General features: G+C 68.9%; 17 protein-coding genes. 9 read left to right on the top strand and 8 right to left on the bottom strand.

Annotated elements, in window-relative coordinates:
* Nucleotides 1-38 precede the first annotated feature (38 nt).
* The 4 genes from D1793_RS11170 to D1793_RS11155 form a co-directional block, all read right to left on the bottom strand.
* Nucleotides 39-2,171, bottom strand: coding sequence for a bifunctional (p)ppGpp synthetase/guanosine-3',5'-bis(diphosphate) 3'-pyrophosphohydrolase (locus tag D1793_RS11170; protein ID WP_119022244.1), 2,133 nt, complete (start codon nucleotides 2,169-2,171; stop codon nucleotides 39-41).
* A 66-nt stretch (nucleotides 2,172-2,237) separates the two neighbouring features.
* The gene (gene rpoZ / locus D1793_RS11165) at nucleotides 2,238-2,498 is read right to left on the bottom strand and encodes a DNA-directed RNA polymerase subunit omega (protein WP_119022243.1); all 261 of its coding nucleotides are present in this window, start codon (nucleotides 2,496-2,498) and stop codon (nucleotides 2,238-2,240) included.
* 145 nt (nucleotides 2,499-2,643) lie between these two features.
* Nucleotides 2,644-3,258 carry a guanylate kinase gene (gmk, locus tag D1793_RS11160; protein WP_119022242.1) on the bottom strand — a complete coding sequence of 205 codons (615 nt, stop codon included), beginning with the start codon at nucleotides 3,256-3,258 and terminating at the stop codon, nucleotides 2,644-2,646.
* An 89-nt stretch (nucleotides 3,259-3,347) separates the two neighbouring features.
* Complete coding sequence (locus D1793_RS11155) at nucleotides 3,348-4,277, bottom strand: LysR family transcriptional regulator (RefSeq protein ID WP_119022241.1); 930 nt, start codon at nucleotides 4,275-4,277, stop codon at nucleotides 3,348-3,350.
* Between the two features lie 155 nt (nucleotides 4,278-4,432).
* Between D1793_RS11155 and D1793_RS11150 the strand changes: the two genes are divergently transcribed.
* On the top strand, nucleotides 4,433-5,776 hold the full coding sequence (locus D1793_RS11150) for an aspartate aminotransferase family protein (protein ID WP_119022240.1): 1,344 nt from the start codon (nucleotides 4,433-4,435) through the stop codon (nucleotides 5,774-5,776).
* Between the two features lie 137 nt (nucleotides 5,777-5,913).
* Here D1793_RS11150 and D1793_RS11145 read toward each other — a convergent pair whose 3' ends face one another.
* Complete coding sequence (locus tag D1793_RS11145; RefSeq protein WP_119022239.1) at nucleotides 5,914-6,573, bottom strand: GntR family transcriptional regulator; 660 nt, start codon at nucleotides 6,571-6,573, stop codon at nucleotides 5,914-5,916.
* Nucleotides 6,574-7,199: 626 nt separating this feature from the next.
* Here D1793_RS11145 and D1793_RS11135 point away from each other — a divergent pair.
* From D1793_RS11135 to D1793_RS11110, 6 genes are all read left to right on the top strand, one after another.
* Nucleotides 7,200-7,949: an electron transfer flavoprotein subunit beta/FixA family protein gene (locus D1793_RS11135; protein ID WP_119022237.1), complete on the top strand. Its 750-nt coding sequence runs from the start codon at nucleotides 7,200-7,202 to the stop codon at nucleotides 7,947-7,949.
* A gap of 14 nt (nucleotides 7,950-7,963) precedes the next feature.
* Nucleotides 7,964-8,914 (top strand): FAD-binding protein, encoded by a 951-nt coding sequence (locus D1793_RS11130; RefSeq protein WP_119022236.1) that lies wholly within the window; start codon nucleotides 7,964-7,966, stop codon nucleotides 8,912-8,914.
* 312 nt (nucleotides 8,915-9,226) lie between these two features.
* Complete coding sequence (locus D1793_RS11125) at nucleotides 9,227-10,933, top strand: MotA/TolQ/ExbB proton channel family protein (protein ID WP_119022235.1); 1,707 nt, start codon at nucleotides 9,227-9,229, stop codon at nucleotides 10,931-10,933.
* The gene (locus tag D1793_RS11120) at nucleotides 10,917-11,483 is read left to right on the top strand and encodes a MotA/TolQ/ExbB proton channel family protein (protein ID WP_119022234.1); all 567 of its coding nucleotides are present in this window, start codon (nucleotides 10,917-10,919) and stop codon (nucleotides 11,481-11,483) included. Before D1793_RS11125 ends, D1793_RS11120 begins: the two co-directional genes overlap by 17 nt.
* The gene (locus D1793_RS11115) at nucleotides 11,476-11,880 is read left to right on the top strand and encodes a biopolymer transporter ExbD (RefSeq protein ID WP_119022233.1); all 405 of its coding nucleotides are present in this window, start codon (nucleotides 11,476-11,478) and stop codon (nucleotides 11,878-11,880) included. The genes D1793_RS11120 and D1793_RS11115 overlap by 8 nt, the downstream gene beginning before the upstream one ends.
* Nucleotides 11,877-12,647 carry an energy transducer TonB gene (locus D1793_RS11110; RefSeq protein ID WP_119022232.1) on the top strand — a complete coding sequence of 257 codons (771 nt, stop codon included), beginning with the start codon at nucleotides 11,877-11,879 and terminating at the stop codon, nucleotides 12,645-12,647. Before D1793_RS11115 ends, D1793_RS11110 begins: the two co-directional genes overlap by 4 nt.
* Before the next feature lie 4 nt (nucleotides 12,648-12,651).
* Here D1793_RS11110 and D1793_RS11105 read toward each other — a convergent pair whose 3' ends face one another.
* The 3 genes from D1793_RS11105 to D1793_RS11095 all read right to left on the bottom strand — a co-directional run bounded on the left by D1793_RS11105 (nucleotide 12,652) and on the right by D1793_RS11095 (nucleotide 15,031).
* Nucleotides 12,652-13,854 carry an iron-containing alcohol dehydrogenase gene (locus D1793_RS11105; RefSeq protein ID WP_119022231.1) on the bottom strand — a complete coding sequence of 401 codons (1,203 nt, stop codon included), beginning with the start codon at nucleotides 13,852-13,854 and terminating at the stop codon, nucleotides 12,652-12,654.
* A gap of 95 nt (nucleotides 13,855-13,949) precedes the next feature.
* Complete coding sequence (gene xthA / locus D1793_RS11100; RefSeq protein ID WP_119022230.1) at nucleotides 13,950-14,777, bottom strand: exodeoxyribonuclease III; 828 nt, start codon at nucleotides 14,775-14,777, stop codon at nucleotides 13,950-13,952.
* Nucleotides 14,777-15,031, bottom strand: coding sequence for a hypothetical protein (locus D1793_RS11095; protein WP_119022229.1), 255 nt, complete (start codon nucleotides 15,029-15,031; stop codon nucleotides 14,777-14,779). Before D1793_RS11095 ends, xthA begins: the two co-directional genes overlap by 1 nt.
* Before the next feature lie 152 nt (nucleotides 15,032-15,183).
* Between D1793_RS11095 and rhlB the strand changes: the two genes are divergently transcribed.
* Nucleotides 15,184-16,461 (top strand): ATP-dependent RNA helicase RhlB, encoded by a 1,278-nt coding sequence (gene rhlB, locus D1793_RS11090; protein WP_240407656.1) that lies wholly within the window; start codon nucleotides 15,184-15,186, stop codon nucleotides 16,459-16,461.
* 4 nt (nucleotides 16,462-16,465) lie between these two features.
* Nucleotides 16,466-18,604 carry an ATP-dependent DNA helicase DinG gene (dinG, locus tag D1793_RS11085; protein WP_119022227.1) on the top strand — a complete coding sequence of 713 codons (2,139 nt, stop codon included), beginning with the start codon at nucleotides 16,466-16,468 and terminating at the stop codon, nucleotides 18,602-18,604.
* The last annotated feature ends 59 nt before the right edge of the window (nucleotides 18,605-18,663 follow it).

Raw genomic sequence — 18,663 nt, 5'->3', positions numbered from 1 at the left:
CCGCCCCGGCTGGGCGTTGCCGGACCGGCGGGGGAAGCTCAGTTGCCGAGGCGGGTGATGCGCTCGACGTGGGAGAGGTTGCGCAGCCGCTTGATGATGCGCGCCAGGTGGACGCGGTCACGCACCGAGAGGGTCAGGTTGACGGTGGCCAGGCGGGCGTCGCGCTCCTCGATGCCGATGCGCTCGATGTTGGCCTCGGCATCGGTGACCAGGCCGGCCAGTTCGGCCACCAGGCCGCGTCGGCTCTGCACCTCCAGGCGCAGCGCCACCGGGAAGTCCTCGGCGATGTCGTCGGACCACTCCAGGGCAAACAGCTTGTCCGGATCGTTCCTGAGCTCGCCCAGGTTACGGCACTCGGAGCGATGCACCACGATGCCCTTGCCCACCGAGAGATGGCCGATGACGGGGTCGCCGGGCAGCGGGTGGCAGCAGCGGGCGAACTTGATCACCATGCCTTCGGCACCGCTGATCAGGATGGGGCCATGGGCACGCGGCTCGCCCTTGCCCGCGGGGCGCTCGCCGTGCTGCAGGTCGAGCAGGCGGCGCGCCACCACATGGGCGACCCGGGTGCCCAGGCCGATGGATTCCAGCAGGACATCCTCGTTCTTCAGGCCGAGCTCGCCCAGCAGCGTGGCCAGCGGCCCGTCGGGGAGCTCCTCCAGGCTGGTCTCGAACTCCGCCAGGGCCTTGTTGAGCAGCCGCCGGCCGAGCTGAACCGCCTCGGTATGCTGCTGGTGCTTGAGGGCGTGGCGGATCGCCGAGCGCGCCTTGGCGGTGGCGACGAAGTTGAGCCAGGCCAGGTTGGGCCGTGCCCCCGGGGCGGTGATGATGTCCAGGGTCTGGCCGCTCTCCAGCCGGGTGGAGAGCGGGGCCAGGTGGCGGTCGATGCGACAGGCGATGGTGCTGTTGCCGATATCGGTATGCACGCTGTAGGCGAAGTCGATCACCGTGGCGCCCTGGGGCAGCTCCATGATGTCGCCCTTGGGCGTGAACACGTAGATATCGTCGGGGAAGAGGTCGTTCTTGACGTGCTCAATGAACTCCAGGGAGTCGCCGGCGTGGCGCTGCATCTCCAGTAGCCCCTTGATCCAGGAGCGGGCCCGGGCGTGGCTGCCCTCGGCGATAGGGTGCTGGGTCTGGCCGGCCTTGTAGAGCCAGTGGGCGGCGATGCCGTTGTTGGCCATGGCCTCCATCTCGCGGGTGCGGATCTGCACCTCGATGGGCATGCCATTGGCGCCGAACAGCGAGGTATGCAGGCTCTGGTAGCCGTTGGCCTTGGGGATGGCGATGTAGTCCTTGAAGCGCCCCGGCACCGGCTTGTAGAGGTTGTGCACCACGCCGAGGATGCGATAGCAGCTGTCGACGTCCTCGCAGATGATGCGGAAGCCGAAGACGTCCATGATCTCGGCGAACGACTTGCGCTGGTCGCGCATCTTCTTGTAGATCGACAGCAGGTGCTTCTGGCGGCCGACCACGGTGCCGGAGAGCCCCTCGTCGTCGAGGCTCTTCTGCAGGTTGTTCTGGATCTGGCGGATCGCCGAGCGGCGGTTCCCCCGGGCGCTGGAGACGGCGCGCTTGATGCGCTCGGCGCGCATCGGGTGCAGGGCCTGGAAGGAGAGGTCCTCCAGCTCCACGCGGATGGTGTTGATGCCCAGGCGGTTGGCGATGCGGGCGTAGATCTCCAGGGTCTCGCGGGCGATGCGGCGCTTCTTCTCCGGGCGCAGCGCCCCCAGGGTGCGCATGTTGTGCAGGCGGTCGGCCAGCTTGACGATGATGACCCGGATGTCCCGGGACATCGCCAGCACCATCTTCTGGAAGTTCTCGGCCTGGGCGACCGCCTTGTCCTCGAAGGCGATCTGGGTCAGCTTGGAGACCCCGTCGACGAGCTCCGCCACCGGCTTGCCGAACTGCTCGGCCAGCGCCTCCTTGCCGACCCCGGTATCCTCGATGACGTCATGCAGCATGGCCGCCATCAGGCTCTGATGGTCCATGTGCATGTTGGCGAGGATATTGGCGACGGCGAGGGGGTGGGTGACATAGGGCTCGCCGGAGCGCCGGCGCTGGCCGTCGTGGGCCTGCTCGGCATAGTAGAAGGCGCGCTTGACCTGCTGGATCTCGCTCTGGGGAAGGTAGCCGCCGAGACGGTCGGCGAGGTCATCGATGGTGAACATGCGGCGCGCCCTGATTCCTGCGTGAGTGTCCTGGGAAGGATGACGGCGCCCTGGCGCCGCCGTGGATCACTCCTCGCCGGCGCCGCCGAAGTAGGGCTCGCGCACCGGGCGCACGGCGGGCTCGACCGGCTCGTCGAGGACGCTCTCGTCGACCAGGCCGGCGGCGATCTCGCGCAGCGCGACCACGGTGGGCTTGTCGTTCTCCCAGGGCAGCTGGGCATCGCGGGAGCCGCGCGCCAGCTGGCGTGCGCGTGCGGTGGAGATCATCACTAGCTTGAAGCGGTTCTCGACATTTTCCAGACAATCTTCGACTGTGACTCGCGCCATGGGGGGTGCCTTCCTGTAAAGCGTGCGGGAACCCGGCGCTGCACACGCGGTGAGCGTGTGGACGGATTCCACCTATGGGTAGACCTGATAGGTTACTCGACCGCCGGTTGCCCTGACAAGCGCTGCAGTGCAGCGCTTGTCAAGCTCAGCAGAGCAACGCCTGCAGCAGCGGGGCATGGGCCTGGCCGGCTCGCTCGTGGCTCAGCCGCTGGGCGATCACCAGCGCCTGAAGCTCGCGCAGGGCGGTGGTGAAGTCGTCGTTGATTACCAGGTAGTCGTATTCGTCGTGGTGGGACATCTCGCTGACCGCGTCGCGCATGCGCCGCTCAATCACCGCGTGCTCGTCGGTGCCGCGGCTGGCGAGGCGGCGCTCCAGCTCCTCCCGGGAGGGGGGAAGGATGAAGATGGAGACCGCATCGGGCATCTGCTGACGCACCTGGCGGGCGCCCTGCCAGTCGATCTCCAGGATCACGTCCTGGCCGGCGGCCAGGGCGGCCTGCACCGCCGGGCGCGAGGTGCCGTAGTAGTTGTCGAAGACCCGGGCGTGCTCGAAGAACTCGCCGCGCTCGATCATCGCCTCGAAGGCCGCCACGTCCACGAAGTGGTAGTTGACCCCGTCCACCTCGCCGTTGCGGCGCTCGCGGGTGGTGTGCGACACCGACACCTGGATGCCGTCGAGGCTCTCGATCAGCTCGCGCACCAGGCTGGTCTTGCCGGCGCCTGAAGGGGCGGAAACGATGAAGAGGGTACCCTGGGGCATGGTCGGCATCCCTGTGTGACAGCTGGATGAAGTGGCATGGGCCGAAGGAAAGCGCGCAGTATCGCATGAATCGGCGGCGCGCTGCAGGCCTACCGGGCCCTCGAATGCCCGGAAATCAGATGATTCAGCTCTTCCAGGTAGGCCTCCAGGACCAGGTTGGGTGGCCCGCTCTTGCGAGTGATGGCGCTGTAGCGGGTGACATAGTGCCACGCCTCCGGGTTCAGGGCCTTCATCTGGCGGGTGAGGACCCAGCGTTCGGCATAGTGCGTCGGCAGATAGCCAATAAAGCGACGGGAGAGGATCAGGAAGGCGATCCCTTCCCGGTCGGTGGCCGAGGCGGTGGGGTTGAGCCACTCATGGTGCGCCTTGATCGTCGGCGACTGGGCGTAGGCCGGCACCACGGCGTCGTGCTCTGCCAGCTGCTCGGCGGTGATGTGCTCGGCCAAGAAGAGCGGGTGGCCTGCCGCGCAGTACAGCCGCGAGGTCTCCTCGTACAGCGGCAGATAGGTGAGCCCCGGCAGCGACTTCAGCGCGGGCACCACGCCGGCATGCAGGCGACCGTCGAGCACCCCCAGTTCGATCTCGCTGGGCGAGATCATGCGGATGTTGATCCGCACCTCCGGGCCTCGGTCCTTGAGGGCGCTCAGCGCATGGGTGATGTGCATCTCCGGCATGCTCACCAGGTTGTCGGTGATGCCGATATTGAGCTCTCCTTTCAGCCAGGCGTGCAGCCCGTTGACACGTGTGCGAAATCCCTCCATCGCGGCGAGCAGCTGCAGGCTCGCCTGGTACACCTCGGCGCCCTCGTCGGTCAGCGCAAAGCCGCCGCGCCCGCGCTGGCAGAGCCGCAGCCCCAGCCGTGTCTCCAGATCCTTCATGGCCATGCTGATCGCCGCCCGGCTGATGCCCAGCTCCACCTCGGCGGCGGAAAAGCCCCCGCACTCCACCACCTTGCGGTAGATGCGAATCAGGCGCAGGTCGGCATCCCCGGGCAGGCCCATGGGGGCATGCTTGCTCATGGCGCTCTCCGGCAGGTTTTCTGTCAACTAAGAGGTTACATGAATTCAAGTATTCATGAATTTAATTGACGCACGGCGTTACCTAGTCTGAAGACAGGACTCATGGCTCGATCCACAACGAGATCTACAACGACAAGGTTCCGCGAGGCAACGACATGACCGCACAAGCCTTTCCCTACGCCGGCGGGCTCTCCGCCGAGCAGCTCGACGCCTACTGGATGCCCTACACGGGTAACCGCCAGTTCAAGCGCGACCCGCGCATCATCGTCGGCGCCGACGGCAGCTACTTCACCGATGACCAGGGGCGGCGCATCTTCGATGGGCTCTCGGGGCTCTGGACCTGCGGCGCAGGCCACGGCCGCCCGGAGATCACCGAGGCCGTCAGCCGGCAGTTGCGCCAGCTCGACTACGCCCCGGCCTTCCAGTTTGGCCACCCCAAGGCCTTCGAGCTCGCCCACCGTCTCCGCGAGCTGACCCCGCAGGGGCTCGATCACGTCTTCTTCACCGGCTCCGGCTCGGAGAGCGCCGATACGGCGCTCAAGATCGCTCGCGCCTACTGGCGCAAGAAGGGCAAGCCGACCAAGACCAAGCTGATCGGCCGCGCCAAGGGCTACCACGGGGTCAATTTCGGCGGCATCAGCGTGGGCGGGATCGGGCCCAACCGCGCCCCGTTCGGCCAGGGCATCGACGCCGACCATCTGCCCCACACCCTGATGGCCGAGAACGCCTTCACCCGCGGCATGCCCGAGCGCGGCGCCGAGAAGGCCGAGGAGCTGCTCGAGCTGATCGCCCTGCACGACGCCTCCAATATCGCTGCGGTGATCGTCGAACCCCTGGCCGGCTCCGCCGGGGTGATTCCTCCTCCGAAAGGCTACCTCAAGCGCCTGCGGGAGATCTGCGACCAGCATGAGATCCTGCTGATCTTCGACGAGGTGATCACCGGCCTGGGGCGCATGGGCGCCATGACCGGCGCCGAGGAGTTCGGCGTCACGCCCGATATCCTGAACGTGGCCAAGCAGCTCACCAACGGCGCGGTGCCCATGGGCGGGGTCATCGTCCAGGGCGAGATCTATCACACCTTCATGGAGCAGGGTGGCCCCGACTACATGCTGGAGCTGCCCCATGGCTACACCTACTCCGGCCACCCGGTGGCCTGTGCCGCGGCCCTGGCGTCCCTCGACGTGCTGGAGAACGACCGCCTGATCGAGCGGGTCAGGCAGATCAGCCCGCTCTTCGAGGAGGCCCTGCACGGTCTCAAGGGCACCCGGTATATCAGTGATATTCGCAACTACGGCCTGGCCGGTGCCCTGCAGATCGAGGCCTACCCCGGCGAGCCGGCGCGGCGCCCCTTCGAGATCGCCATGAAGTGCTGGGAGAAGGGCTTCTACGTGCGCTACGGCGGCGACACCATCCAGCTCGGCCTGCCCTTTATCGTCGAGCGCGAGGAGATCGATCGCCTGGTCAATGCCCTGGGCGAGGCGATAGGCGACCTGGACTGAACCGGGCCCGCTCATCCAGCCAGATCACTTCCAGGCCGACCACTTCGCACCCCGCCACGCCTGCCCGGCAGGCGTGGCGGGGTGCGTCGGGACGCCCGGGGTAGCCGATGGCGCGGCGCCGGCCGCCCCCCACCGCCCTACTGGCAGGCCCCCAGCGCCACCTGGTAGGAGCGCTGGATATGATCCTCCATCAGCGCCTGGGCAGCGGCCACTTTCCCCGCCAGGGCCAGCTCGACCAACTGGTCATGCTGCTGGTTGAGCTGGTCGCGCACCTGTGGGGCCGGCGGGGCCAGGCGCCGGTAGCGATCGAACTGGTCATGCAGCTGCTCGATGAAGCGCAGCAGCCAGGCCGAGCCACAGGGGGCCAGCAGGGTGCGATGGAACTTGCCGTGCAGCCGCTCCCACTCCTCGACCGGCTGCGCGGTCTCATCGGCTCGCCTGAGGCGATGCGCGGCGGCCAGCAGCTCCGACTCCCACTCCGCATTGCCGCGCTCGATGGCCCGCTTCAGCGCCATCACCTCCAGTTCGCGACGCATCTCGGCAATATCGTCCAGCTCTTCCCGGTTCAGGCCCGGCACGCGAAACCCGCGCTGGTTCTCCTGGATCAGCAGCCCATAGGCCGCCAGGCGGTTGAGGGCCTCGCGCAGCGGGCTGAGCCCCACCTCGTAGTGCTCCTTCAGGGCGCTGATCGCGACCTTCTCCCCAGCCTTGAAGCGCCCGTTGACGAGGTCCTGGCGCAGGGTGTCATAGATGAGGCTGGACCTTGTCGTCCCGCCCTTGCGCTTGGGTGCTCCCATACCCCCTCCCGTTTCTCGCTCCGCGAATGGCCTGCGTCATCCCGGGTTGACGCCGCTTCGAGCGCCGACCTATAGTCGACACTATAATCGATTTTTTAAATCCAGCACGATTTAAGAGAATTTAATCTATGGTTGGTACCGGCACCGATCTGGAGATTCGACACTCATGACCGCCCAGCGCAAGGCGCCGCTGGGCGCCCTCTTCTGGTCCTTCCAGCCGGCACGCCGCGGCCAGGCCCGAGGGGCCGGCGCCGACGATGACCACATCGAAGTCCATCGAATCGCGTTCTACTTGTTCCACTTGCGTCTCCTCCCTCGCTTCGCTGCCGATGGTCTGCCACCAACGTCGAAGGCAATTAAAACGGTCGTTTGCTTCTGGCCTGACTCCATGATAGGCATAATAGCGGACTCAGGTCACCCCCTTCGATGCGTTAGGCCGAGGAGGTGGGCGTCCCAAGGTGGGATTGTTGCCATGGGCCCGGCTATGGCACATTGACAGGGTTTTTCGATGCGGCGCCTATCAAACGCTCGCATGAAACATATAAAGGCATGCCGCGCCGTTCTAAGCGGCCCGTTTCAGGAAGGTGTGCACGCCAGTGCCGCACCAGATACCAAGCGAGGACACCATGAAAGTACTCGTCGCGGTCAAACGCGTCATCGACTACAACGTCAAGATTCGGGTCAAGCCGGACCACTCCGACGTCGACCTTACCAACGTCAAGATGGCCATGAACCCCTTCTGCGAGATCGCCGTGGAAGAGGCGGTGCGCCTGAAGGAGCGCGGGGTTGCCACCGAGGTGGTCGCCGTCACCGTCGGCCCCAAGGCCGCCCAGGAGCAGCTGCGCACCGCGCTCGCGCTGGGCGCCGACCGCGCCATTCACGTCGAGACCGACGAGCGGGTCGAGTCGCTGGGCGCCGCCAAGGCGCTGGCCAAGCTGGTGGCAGAGGAGCAGCCGGGCCTGGTGATCCTCGGCAAGCAGGCCATCGATACCGACAACAACCAGACCGGCCAGATGCTGGCGGCCCTCACCGGCCTGCCCCAGGGCACCTTCGCCTCCGAGGTGAAGGTCGAGGGCGAGAAGCTCCAGGTGACCCGTGAGGTCGACGGCGGCCTGCAGACCGTCGAGCTGAGCCTTCCCGCCATCGTCACCACCGACCTGCGCCTGAACGAGCCGCGCTATGCCAAGCTGCCGGACATCATGAAGGCCAAGAAGAAGCCGCTGGACGTCAAGACTCCGGCGGATCTCGGCGTCGAGGTGGCCTCGAAGGTCAAGCTGCTCAAGGTCGAGCCGCCGGCCGAGCGCCAGGGCGGCGTCAAGGTGGGCTCCGTGGATGAGCTGGTCGACAAACTCAAGAACGAAGCCAAAGTGCTTTGATAGGAGCTGATCTCATGAGCATTCTGGTACTCGCTGAACATCACGACGGCGCCCTGGCCGGCGCCACCGCCCATGTGGTTTCCGCTGCCAAGCAGATTGTCAAAGAGAGCGGTGGCGATATCGATGTGCTGGTGGCCGGCGAAGGCGTCGCCGCCATCGCCGAGGCCGCCGCCAGGCTGGACGGCGTCTCCCGCGTGCGCGTGGCCGACCACGCCGCCTACGCCCACCTGCTGGCCGAGCCCACCGCGGCGCTGCTCAACGAGCTGGCCGGCGATTACACCCACCTGCTGGCGGCCGCCTCCACCACCGGCAAGAACGTGCTGCCCCGCGTCGCCGCCCTCAAGGACGTCGCCCAGATCTCCGAGATCATCGCGGTGGAGTCCCCGGACACCTTCAAGCGCCCGATCTACGCCGGCAACGCCATCGCCACCGTGCAGAGCGAGGACGCCCTCAAGGTGATCACCGTGCGCACCACCGGCTTCGATGCCTGCCCTGATAGAGGGACCGAGGGGGGCAGTGCCGCCGTCGAGGCGGTGGACTTCGTGGCCGACAACGCCCAGTCCACCTTCCTCAAGGAGGAGCTGGCCAAGTCCGACCGCCCCGAGCTCTCTGCCGCCCGGGTGGTGATCTCCGGCGGCCGCGGCATGGGCAATGGCGAGAACTTCAAGCTGCTCGACGGCATCGCCGACAAGCTGGGCGCGGCCATCGGTGCCTCGCGCGCCGCGGTGGACGCCGGCTTCGTGCCCAACGACATGCAGGTGGGCCAGACCGGCAAGATCGTCGCGCCTGAGCTCTACATCGCCGTGGGCATCTCGGGTGCCATCCAGCACCTGGCCGGCATGAAGGACTCCAAGGTGATCGTCGCCATCAACAAGGACGAGGAGGCGCCGATCTTCCAGGTGGCCGACTATGGACTCGTGGCCGATCTCTTCGAGGCCCTGCCCGAGTTGGAAAGCAAGCTGTAAGGAAGATCGGGATCTTCCCGGTGGCGCTCTCCATGATCTGCGGCCTCGTCGCGGATCTCTTCCAGGCGCTGCCGGAGCTCGAGAGCAAGCTGTAAGCAAGAGCCTCTTGCTCTCGACAGGCGCATCGAACACACCGTTGCCGGCCCTCGAACGAGGGCCGGTTTTTTATGGGGCGTCGCCAGGATAAAATAGAGAATCATTTGCATTAATATCGCGGTTGATCTGGGCCATGGCAGAGCAGCGCGCCATGGGGGAAGATCACGCCAGTCGCTGTTTCGGGAGACGAGGGTGAACGAGCGCAGAGGAAGATCGATGGCGAGGCAGTGGGTCGGGTCCGCCTGCCTGTGCCTGACCCTGCTGATGACATCGGGTATGGCCAGCGGGGCATCGCCGGAGGAAGGTCCGGGGTTCGAGCCAGGCGCCCTCGGCCTGGCCTTGCCGCTGGCCGCCGAGATGGCGCGCAGCCTGGCGCGGCTGGAGGCCTTCATCGCCGGCGACCTGCCCTTTCTGGTCGAGCAGCGCCGGGCGCGGGTGGGCGATCTGCGCCGAGAGCTGGCCGCCGAGCCGCTGCTGGCCCATGAACAGTGGGAGCGCCTGGTGGCCGCCTGGCGCCAGGAGCTCGCCTACGGGCGCGAGATCGACAGCTGGCGGGGGCTGCTGGTGGGTGACGTGTCCCGGGAGGTGGACTACCTGCGGCTGGGTCGGGTGGGCCTCTATTTCCTGAGTCCGGATGGCCGTGAAGGGGGCGTCTGGTCCCGCACGGAGGCGGGCTGGCAGCCCCTGGACGCAGCCGCGCTGGCCGAACTGCGCAAGGGGTTGGCCATTGCCCGTGAGCGGCGCGCTCCTGAGCTGCTGGCGCTGCCGGTCTCCCTGTTGCCTGAGGCCGAGCAGGCTGGCGCCTCCGTCAGCGTGCCGCTGCCCGTGACCCCGATCGCCGAGGATGGCGGCGATGCCGAGCTGCTGGCGCTGGTGGATCGCCAGGCCGGCGAGCTGCGTGACGGCCTCGCCGAGAGCTGGCTGCGTCTGGGCAGTGGGCTCGAGCTGCCGGCGCGACCCTCGCAGGAGACGGGCGGCATCGAGGCGAGTGCGGAGCTGCTGCGTGGGCTGGAGGCCTGGACCGCTGAGAGCGGACGCTGGCGGCGCTTCGAGGCGCCAGTGGCCGACCTCGCGGGCCATATCGCGCCGCGCGAGGTGGCCCGCCTGGGCGACCTGATGGCCTTCGGCGGCGGCGATCTGCTGCGCCGCGGCACCTCCGAGAATGGCGATATGCCGCGCCTGGCGGTAGTCGAGGGGCTCTCCGCCGAGCAGCGCGCCCGCCTGGCGGCGGCCTGGTCCGGCGGCGAGGCGCTGCTGCTGGACCCCACCGCAGGCCGGCTGCTGGACGCCCTGTCGGCCCAGCCCACCCTGGTGGAGCGCTTCCACCAGGGTGGCGCCGTGGGCTACGTGGTGGTGACGCTGGGCGGGCTCGGCCTGCTCGCGGCGCTGCTGCAGTACGCCTACCTGCTGGGGGTCACCCTGCGGCTGCGCCGCCAGTGCAGGACCCCCGAACGGCTGCGTGATGACAACCCCCTGGGGCGGGTGCTGGCACGCTTCGCGGCACTGCCCGATGGCCTGCCGCCCGAGGCGCTCGAGGCTCGCCTGGACGAGGCGCTGCTGGCGGAGCTGCCGCGCCTCGAGCGTGGCCAGGGGCTGGTCAAGCTGCTGGCCGCCGTGGCGCCGCTGCTGGGCCTTTTGGGTACCGTCACCGGCATGATCGTCACCTTCCAGGCAATCACGGTGTTTGGCACCGGGGACCCGCAGCTGATGGCCGGCGGGATCAGCCAGGCGCTGGTCACCACGGTGCTGGGCCTGATCACCGCGGTGCCGCTGCTGTTCGCCCATACCGCCCTGGTCAGCCGCAGCCGGCGCCTGGTGGGCCTGCTGGAGGGGCACGCCAGCGCGACCCTGGCCGGCCACCTGGAGGCGCATTCCGCTCCCGCCAAGGCGTCGTCGCGAGAGTCCCATGCCCTTTCCGCCTGAGGCCTGGTGGGGCTGGGCCCCGCCGCTTCAGCGCCTGGTGGAGGCGGGCGGTGCCGTGCTGGTGGGCATCATGCTGGTGGCCGCGCTGCTCTTCGCCCTGACCCTGGAGCGCTGGTGGTACTTTCGGGTCACCTGGCGTGCGGAGCGCCGCGCCCTGCTGCGCCGCTGGTCGGCCCGCCGGGACCATGCGAGCTGGAGCGCGCGCACCCTGCGCGAGGTCTGTTGCCGCGAGCTGGTGGCCCGACTGCGCCGCCCGCTGCCGTGGATGAAGCTACTGGTGGCGCTCTGTCCGCTGCTTGGCCTGCTGGGTACCGTGACCGGCATGATCGTGGTGTTCGACGGCCTGGCGCTCAGCGAGACCCACCAGGCGCGGGCCATGGCCGACGGGGTGGCCCGGGCCACCCTGCCCACCCTGACCGGCATGGCGGTGGCCGCGGCGGGCCTGCTGGCCACCACGCGCCTGGAAGTGATCATTCGGCGCGAGCGCCAGCGGCTGCATGACCGCCTGGCCCGTGCCGTCGAGGAGAGGGGAGACGAGCGGGATGCGTAGACGCCGCCTGGAGGCCGACAGCGAGGCCAGCGAAGTGAACCTCACGCCGATGCTCGACGTGGTCTTCATCATGCTGATCTTCTTCATCGTCACCACCAGCTTCATCAAGGAGAGCGGCGTGGAGATCGAGCGCCCCGACTCCAGCGCCGCGACCCCGAGGCCTGAGGCCCAGGTCATGGTGGCACTCACCGCGGAAGGGGCGGTGTGGGTCGACGGGCGCCCGGTGGACCTGCACCGGGTCGGCGCCGAGGTGGCCGGGCTGCTCGGCAGCGAGGGCGGCGTGGTGATCCAGGCCGACCGCCGCTCTACCACCGGGCTGCTGGTGGAGGTGATGGACCGGCTGCGGGAGTCGGGCGTCGAGGACGTGGCGGTGGCGGCCACCCGGAGCGGTCCATGATGCGGCTGGCCCTCTCGGGGCTCGGTGGTGCCGCCCTGGCCATGGGGCTGTTCTGGCTGCTGGCGCTGCTGGTGACGCCGCCGATCGAGGAGGTGGCGCCGCTGGAGGCGGCGATGCCGCTGCGGATGGCGTCGCTGGCGGAGAGCGATGAACCGGGCGAGTCGGCACCCGAGGAGGTCGCCGACGTGCAGGCATTGCCCGCCGCGGCGGTCGATAGCGAGCCTGTCGAGAGCGACCCTGTCGAGAGCGACCCTGTCGAGAGCACCGCGGCCGAAGCGGCGCCTGTGCCCGAGCCCGCACCCGAGCCCGTACCCGAGCCCACGTCCGAGCCCAAGCCGGAGCCAGCGCCCGATCCCACGCCGGAGCCTGTGCCCGAACCGCAACCGCAGCCGCAGCCAGCGCCGGTCGCCGAGCCAGTCGAAGCGCCCGGGGCAGAGCATGGCCGGGAGCGCAGTGTGGACGAGGATCGGGGAGAGTCATCGGTCGTTGATGGCGGACCGGTGGAGGTGGGGGAGGCAGTGCCGCTCAGCCGAGTGCCGCCCGGCTATCCGCGACGCGCCCAGCGTCGTGGGCTCGAGGGCCATGTGGAACTGGAGTTCCTGATTCGGCCCGACGGCAGCGTTGATCGCGCCAGCATCCGGGTGCTGGACGCCCGGCCGCGCCAGGTCTTCGAGGAGGCCGCCGAGGAGGCGGTAGGGCAGTGGCGCTTCGAGGCCGACGGCCGCCTGCGGCACGCCCGCCAGCGTCTCGAGTTCCAGCTGCGCTAGGGATTTACAGTCGGCTGGCAAGCAGTGCGGTCAAGGCCTTGTCGCTGAGCACCAGGGGGTTGGTGGCCATGCTGCCGCCCCTGGCATGGACGACCACCCGCGGCACGTCGCTCTCCTGCATGCCGAAGGTGCGAAGCCGCGGCATGGCCAGGCGGTCCGTCCAGTCGCGCAGGGTCGCCACCAGGGCGTCACAGGCCGCGGGATCCTCCTGCTCCGGCGAAGCGGCGAGCAGGCGGCCGACCCGGGCATACTTGCGAAGGGCGTCGCCGTTCGCCGCCTGCTGGCGCAGCGCCGCGATATTGGTCGCGGTGGCCTCGGCCAGCAGGGTGCCGCAGACCACGCCATGGGGCGCGGGAAAGAAGGCACCGAGCGGTGATGCCAGGCCGTGCACCGATCCTAGGCCCGCCTGGGCGAGGGTAATGCCTGAGATCAGCGAGGCATAGGCGAGATCGGGCCGCCCCTCCGGGCCCCCCTCCATGACGCTCCAGAAGCCGCGCTGAAAGGCCTGCATGCCGGACCAGGCCAGCGCGTCCGTGAACGGGCTGGCGCCGGTGGAGACATAGGACTCCAGCAGCTGGGTAAAGGCATCCATGCCGTTGGCGGCCAGCTGCTCTGCGGGGCAGCCGGCCAGCAGGTCCGGGTCGACCACCGCGACGCGCGCCACCAGTTGGTCGTCCCGGAAGGACTTCTTGAAGCCCTCGGGGCCGGGTACGCTCAGCACGGCGTTGCGGGTGGCTTCGCTGCCGGTCCCTGCGGTGGTAGGTACGGCGATCAGCGGCACCGCGGGGCCGGAGTAGGGCAGTCCCCGGCCGACGCCCTCCAGGTGGTCCATGACCGAGGTCCCGGTGCGCAGCAGCCCGGCCACGGCCTTGCCGGCATCCAGGGCGCTGCCGCCGCCGATGGCCACCACGGCTTCGATCCCGGCGTCGCGGTGGCTCGCCACGATCTCATCCACGAGGCCGGGAGAGGGCTCCCCCGTGACGCTGACATGATCCCAGGCCACCCCCAGCTCCCGCAGAGCCGCCTGGAGCTCGGGCCAGCGGGGGGATTCGATGAACGAGCGCCGGCCGGTGACCAGCAGGACGCGCCTGCCGTATCGGGCGATCAGCGCCGGCAGGCGTGCCAGGGTCTGGCGGCCGAAGTGGATCTCGGGAAGTGGCGAAACGCGGAAGGGCGCGAGGTGCTCGAAGCATGGGGCGTCCGGCATGGTGGCGATTCCTGGCGTGGTGGGCGGGACCCCTCACTATAGGGCCCCGCCGGGGCCGGGCCAACCGCCAGGTCAGCCGCCCGGCGCGGGCAGGCTCAGAGCGCGAGCTCGGTCCATACCGGGGCGTGGTCGGAGGGCCTCTCCATGCCACGCAGGTCATAGTCGATGCCGGCGTCCACGACCCGCTCGGCCAGCGGTGCGGTGACCAGGATATGATCGATGCGTAGACCGCGCCTGGGCTCGCGGTCGAAGCCCTTCGAGCGGTAGTCGAACCAGCTGTAGCGGTCATCCACCGCCGGGTAGCGCACCCGGTAGCTGTCGACGAGCCCCCAGGCCTTGATGCCGGCGAGCCACTCCCGCTCCACCGGCTGGAAGCTGGTCTTGCCCTCGCGCAGCCAGCGCTTGCGGTTGGCCTCGCCGATGCCGATGTCGATCTCCTCGGGGGAGATATTGAAGTCGCCCATCACCGCGAGGCGTTCGTCGGGGCGATGCTGCGTCTCCAGCAGCCGCCTGAGCTGGGCATAGAACTCGCGCTTGTGGGGAAACTTCACCGGATGGTCGAGGTTCTCGCCCTGAGGGAAGTAGCCGTTCCACACCGTCAGCGCCTCGCCGTCGGCCAGCACCAGGCGCGCGCCGATCATGCGCCGCTGGACCTCCTCGCCGTCGTCGGGAAAGCCGTAGTGGACCGTCTCGGGCTCGCCGCACTGGCCGGCGTCGATCATCAGCGCCACCCCGTAGTGCCCCTTCTGGCCGTGAAAGAACACTCGGTAGCCCAGCGCCTCCACCGCCTCGCGGGGAAATTCGCTGTCCTGAACCTTGGTCTCCTGCAGACCGATCACCGCCGGACGCTGGGTGGCCACCAGCGCCTCGAGCTGGTGGAGCCGGGCGCGAATGCCGTTGATGTTGAAGGACACCAGGCGCATCAGCTCTGCGGACCTCCCTGGTCGGAGGTCTCGGTCTGCGCTTCGGGGTGGATGGCGATGCTCTCGCCGCTCTCCTGGCGGGCCAGCTTGCGGGCGGCCTGGAGCTTGCGCTGCTGGCGCTTCTTCTGGGTGTAGCGGGTCGACGAGGTAACCTGGTCGGGATTCTCGTGGCGCCATTTCTTGTAGTCCTTGCGCCGACCGGTGCGGATGGTCACCTTGTCGGCGAGCGAACGGGTCTTCTTGCGACGGGTCATGGATCAACTCCTCTGGTCTGGCGCGCATTCTACCAGTCCCGCCGCGCCTACCACAGGCGAAGCGCTCACGAGACGCGCCCTTCGTCGCATTGGCTGTTACAATGCGCGTTTGTGTCATGCACTCAACCACCCAAACGGACAGACAGCAGCCTATGAGCGAGTCGGATCAGATCAACGCACCGGCCCAGGATCACAAGCCCAAGCGTCGTCGTCGCAAGCCGCGGCGCCGCAACGCCTCCGGCTGGGACCTGCGCCAGTTCCAGGTGCCTGCCGTGGCAGGCAAGTGGCGCTTCCATGACTTCGATCTGCCGCTGCCGCTGATGCATGCCATTCATGCCCTGGGCTTCGAGTACTGCACCCCGATCCAGGCCGAGGCGCTGACCCACACCCTGCTGGGCGGCGACGTGGTTGGCAAGGCCCAGACCGGCACCGGCAAGACCGCCGCCTTCCTGATCTCGATCCTCGCCTACTTCCTCGAGGAGGAGGCGCCGAACGCCCAGAAGCCCGGCGCCCCGCGGGCCCTGATCGTCGCCCCGACCCGGGAGCTGGCCCTGCAGATCGAGAAGGACGCCAGGGCCCTGGCCCGCTTTACCGACCTCAAGGTGGCCAGCGTCGTCGGCGGCATGGACTACCAGAAGCAGCGCGAGGCCCTGGCCGACCGCCTCGACATCCTGGTGGCCACCCCGGGCCGGCTGCTCGATTTCCACCAGAAGCGCGATGTCGACCTGACCCAGGTCGAGGTGCTGGTGCTGGACGAGGCCGACCGGATGCTCTCCATGGGCTTCATCCCGGACGTCAAGCGCATCATCCGCCACACCCCGAAGAAGGAGGAGCGTCAGACCTTCCTCTTCTCGGCTACCTTCACCGAGGACATCCTCAACCTGGCCAGCCAGTGGACCCATGAGCCGACCCACGTCGAGATCGCGGTCACGGTGGAGAATGCCGCCGATATCGACCAGCGGGTCTACCTGGTCAGCGATGCCGACAAGCAGCGCCTGCTGGTCAACCTGCTCAGGCAGGAGAGCTTCGACCGAGTGATGGTGTTTGGCAACCGCCGCGACCTGGTACGCAAGCTCGACGAGCTGCTCAGCAAGGCCGGCATCAACGCCGCCATGCTCTCCGGCGATGTGCCCCAGAACCAGCGCATCTCCACCCTCGAGAAGTTCCGCGAAGGCGAGATCCAGGTGCTGGTGGCCACCGACGTGGCCGGCCGCGGCATCCATATCGAGGATGTCAGCCACGTGATCAACTACACCCTGCCGGAAGACCCGGAGGACTACGTCCACCGCATCGGCCGCACCGGCCGCGCAGGCGCCAAGGGGGTCTCGATCAGCTTCGTCGGTGAGGAGGACGCCTTCTCGCTCCCCGAGATCGAGCGCTTCATCGGCGACAAGCTGCCCTGCGAGCATCCGCCCGAAGGCCTGCTCTGAGCCCATGCTCGACGAGGCCCTGAAGGGGGAGATCCAGGCTGCCTACCGCCGCGTGCTCGAGGGCCTCGAGTTGACGCCCCGCTACGGCCAGCGGCTGATGATCGCCGAGATCGCCCGCACCCTGGGGGGGATCGAGGCCGACGAGGCCGGCAAGCGGGTCAGCGACGAGCACGTCTGCGTGCTCGAGGCGGGCACCGGCACCGGCAAGACCCTGGCCTACCTGCTGGCCGCGCTGCCGGTGGCCAAGGCCCGCGGCAAGCGGCTGGTGGTGGCCACCGCCACTGTCGCCCTCCAGGAGCAGGTGCTGCACCAGGATCTGCCCGCCCTCAAGGCCCACAGCGGCATCGACTTCGGCTATGCCCTGGCCAAGGGGCGCGGCCGCTACGTCTGCGTGGCGCGCCTCGATCAGGTCCTCGAGGGCGTCGAGGAAAATCCCACCCTGTCGCTCTTCGAGCGCGAGATCGCCAGCGGCGGCGACGACTTCCAGGCCCTGGCCCAGTCGCTGGGCGAGGCCTACGGCAACGGCCGCTGGGCCGGCGATCGCGACAGCTGGCCCGAGGCCATCGAGGACACCCACTGGCGCCGGCTCACCGTCGACCACCGCCAGTGCACCAACCGCCGCTGCGGTCACTTCGGGGCCTGCGCCTTCTTCCGCGCCCGGCGCGACCTGGAGCAGGCCGACATCATCGTCGCCAACCACGACCTGGTGCTGGCCGACCTCTCCCTGGGCGGCGGGGTGGTGCTGCCCGACCCCGGCGACTGCATCCACGTCTTCGACGAAGGCCACCACCTGCCCGACAAGGCGCTCAACCACTTCACCCACCGCTTCGCCGTGGGCGGCGCCCTGAGCTGGCTGCGCACCCTGAAAAAGTCGCTGACCGAGCTCAACCAGGCGCTGGCCGTGCAGCCGACCCTGGCGCGGCTGCTGGCCACGCTGCCCCAGGCCATCGAGGCGCTGGAGCCGAAGCTCGGCGAGGCCTTCGCCCTGGGCCACCAGCTGGCCGGGCGTCCCGAGGGGCTCGCCGACGGCGAGGAGGCCCGTCAGCACCGCTTCGAGATGGGCCGTGCCCCGGAGGCGCTTCGCGAGCTGGCCGGGGCCCTGCTGGTCATCTTCGCCGAGCTCGCGCGGACCCTGGAGAGCATGGCCGATATCCTGCGCGAGAGCCTCGACCCGGAGAAGCATACCGGGCTGCCGAAAGAGCAGGCCGAGGCGTGGCTGCCGCTGGTGGCGCTGCTGCACGGTCGCGCCCTGGAGGCCCACGCCCTGTGGCAGGCCTTCAGCGAGAGCGACCCCGAGGGCGAGCCCCCGCGGGCGCGCTGGCTGACCCTGGAGCGCTTCGGGGCCGACCCGGAGCTGAGCTTCTCGGCCAGCCCCGTCTCGGCGGCCCATACCCTGGCGAAGAGCCTGTGGGGCGCCACCTTCGGCGCCGTGGTCACCTCGGCCACCCTCACCGCACTCGGGCGCTTCGAGCGGCTGCAGGAGCGCGCGGGGCTCGCCAATCGATACCGCTACCAGCGCCTGCCGAGCCCCTTCGACTACTCCCGGGCGGTGCTCAGCGTGCCTCGGGAGGCCGTGGACCCGGCCGACCGCGAGGGCCATGAGCGCGCCATCGTCGACTTCGTCAAGGCGCTGGGGGAGAAGGAGGCGGTGCTTGCGCTGTTCTCCTCCCGGGCGCAGCTGCGCGCGGTGGAGAAGGCGCTGCCCAAGGCCCTGGGCGAGCGGGTGCTGGCCCAGGATCGGCTGCCCAAGCGCGAGCTGATCACCCGGCACCGGGCGCGGGTGGACGCGGGGGAGGGCAGCATCATCTTCGGCCTGGCCAGCTTCGCCGAGGGGATCGACCTGCCCGGGGACTACCTCACCCACGTGGTGATCACCCGGCTGCCCTTCGCGGTGCCCGACGACCCGGTGGGGGCGACGCTCGCCGAGTGGATCGAGAGTCGTGGCGGCAACCCCTTCATGCGCATCAGCGTGCCGGACGCCTCCATCAAGCTGGTTCAGGCCTGTGGCCGGCTGATCCGCAAGGAGCGGGACAGCGGCCGCATCACCCTGCTCGATCGCCGCGTGCTGACCCGCCGCTACGGCCGGGCTCTGCTCGACGCCCTGCCACCCTTCGTGCGCGAGATCGACGGCGTCCGCCAATAGGGCGCAGGGCAAACGCGAGCGGGCCCGCCAACCGGCGGGCCCGCTTGCATTCAGTAAGC

This window comes from Halomonas sp. JS92-SW72 (genome assembly GCF_003547075.1).
GTDB classification, from domain to species: Bacteria; Pseudomonadota; Gammaproteobacteria; order Pseudomonadales; family Halomonadaceae; genus Halomonas; species Halomonas alkalicola.
The sequence above is the reverse complement of the archived record's forward strand: the minus strand, read 5'-3'. Positions and strand labels throughout refer to the sequence as shown.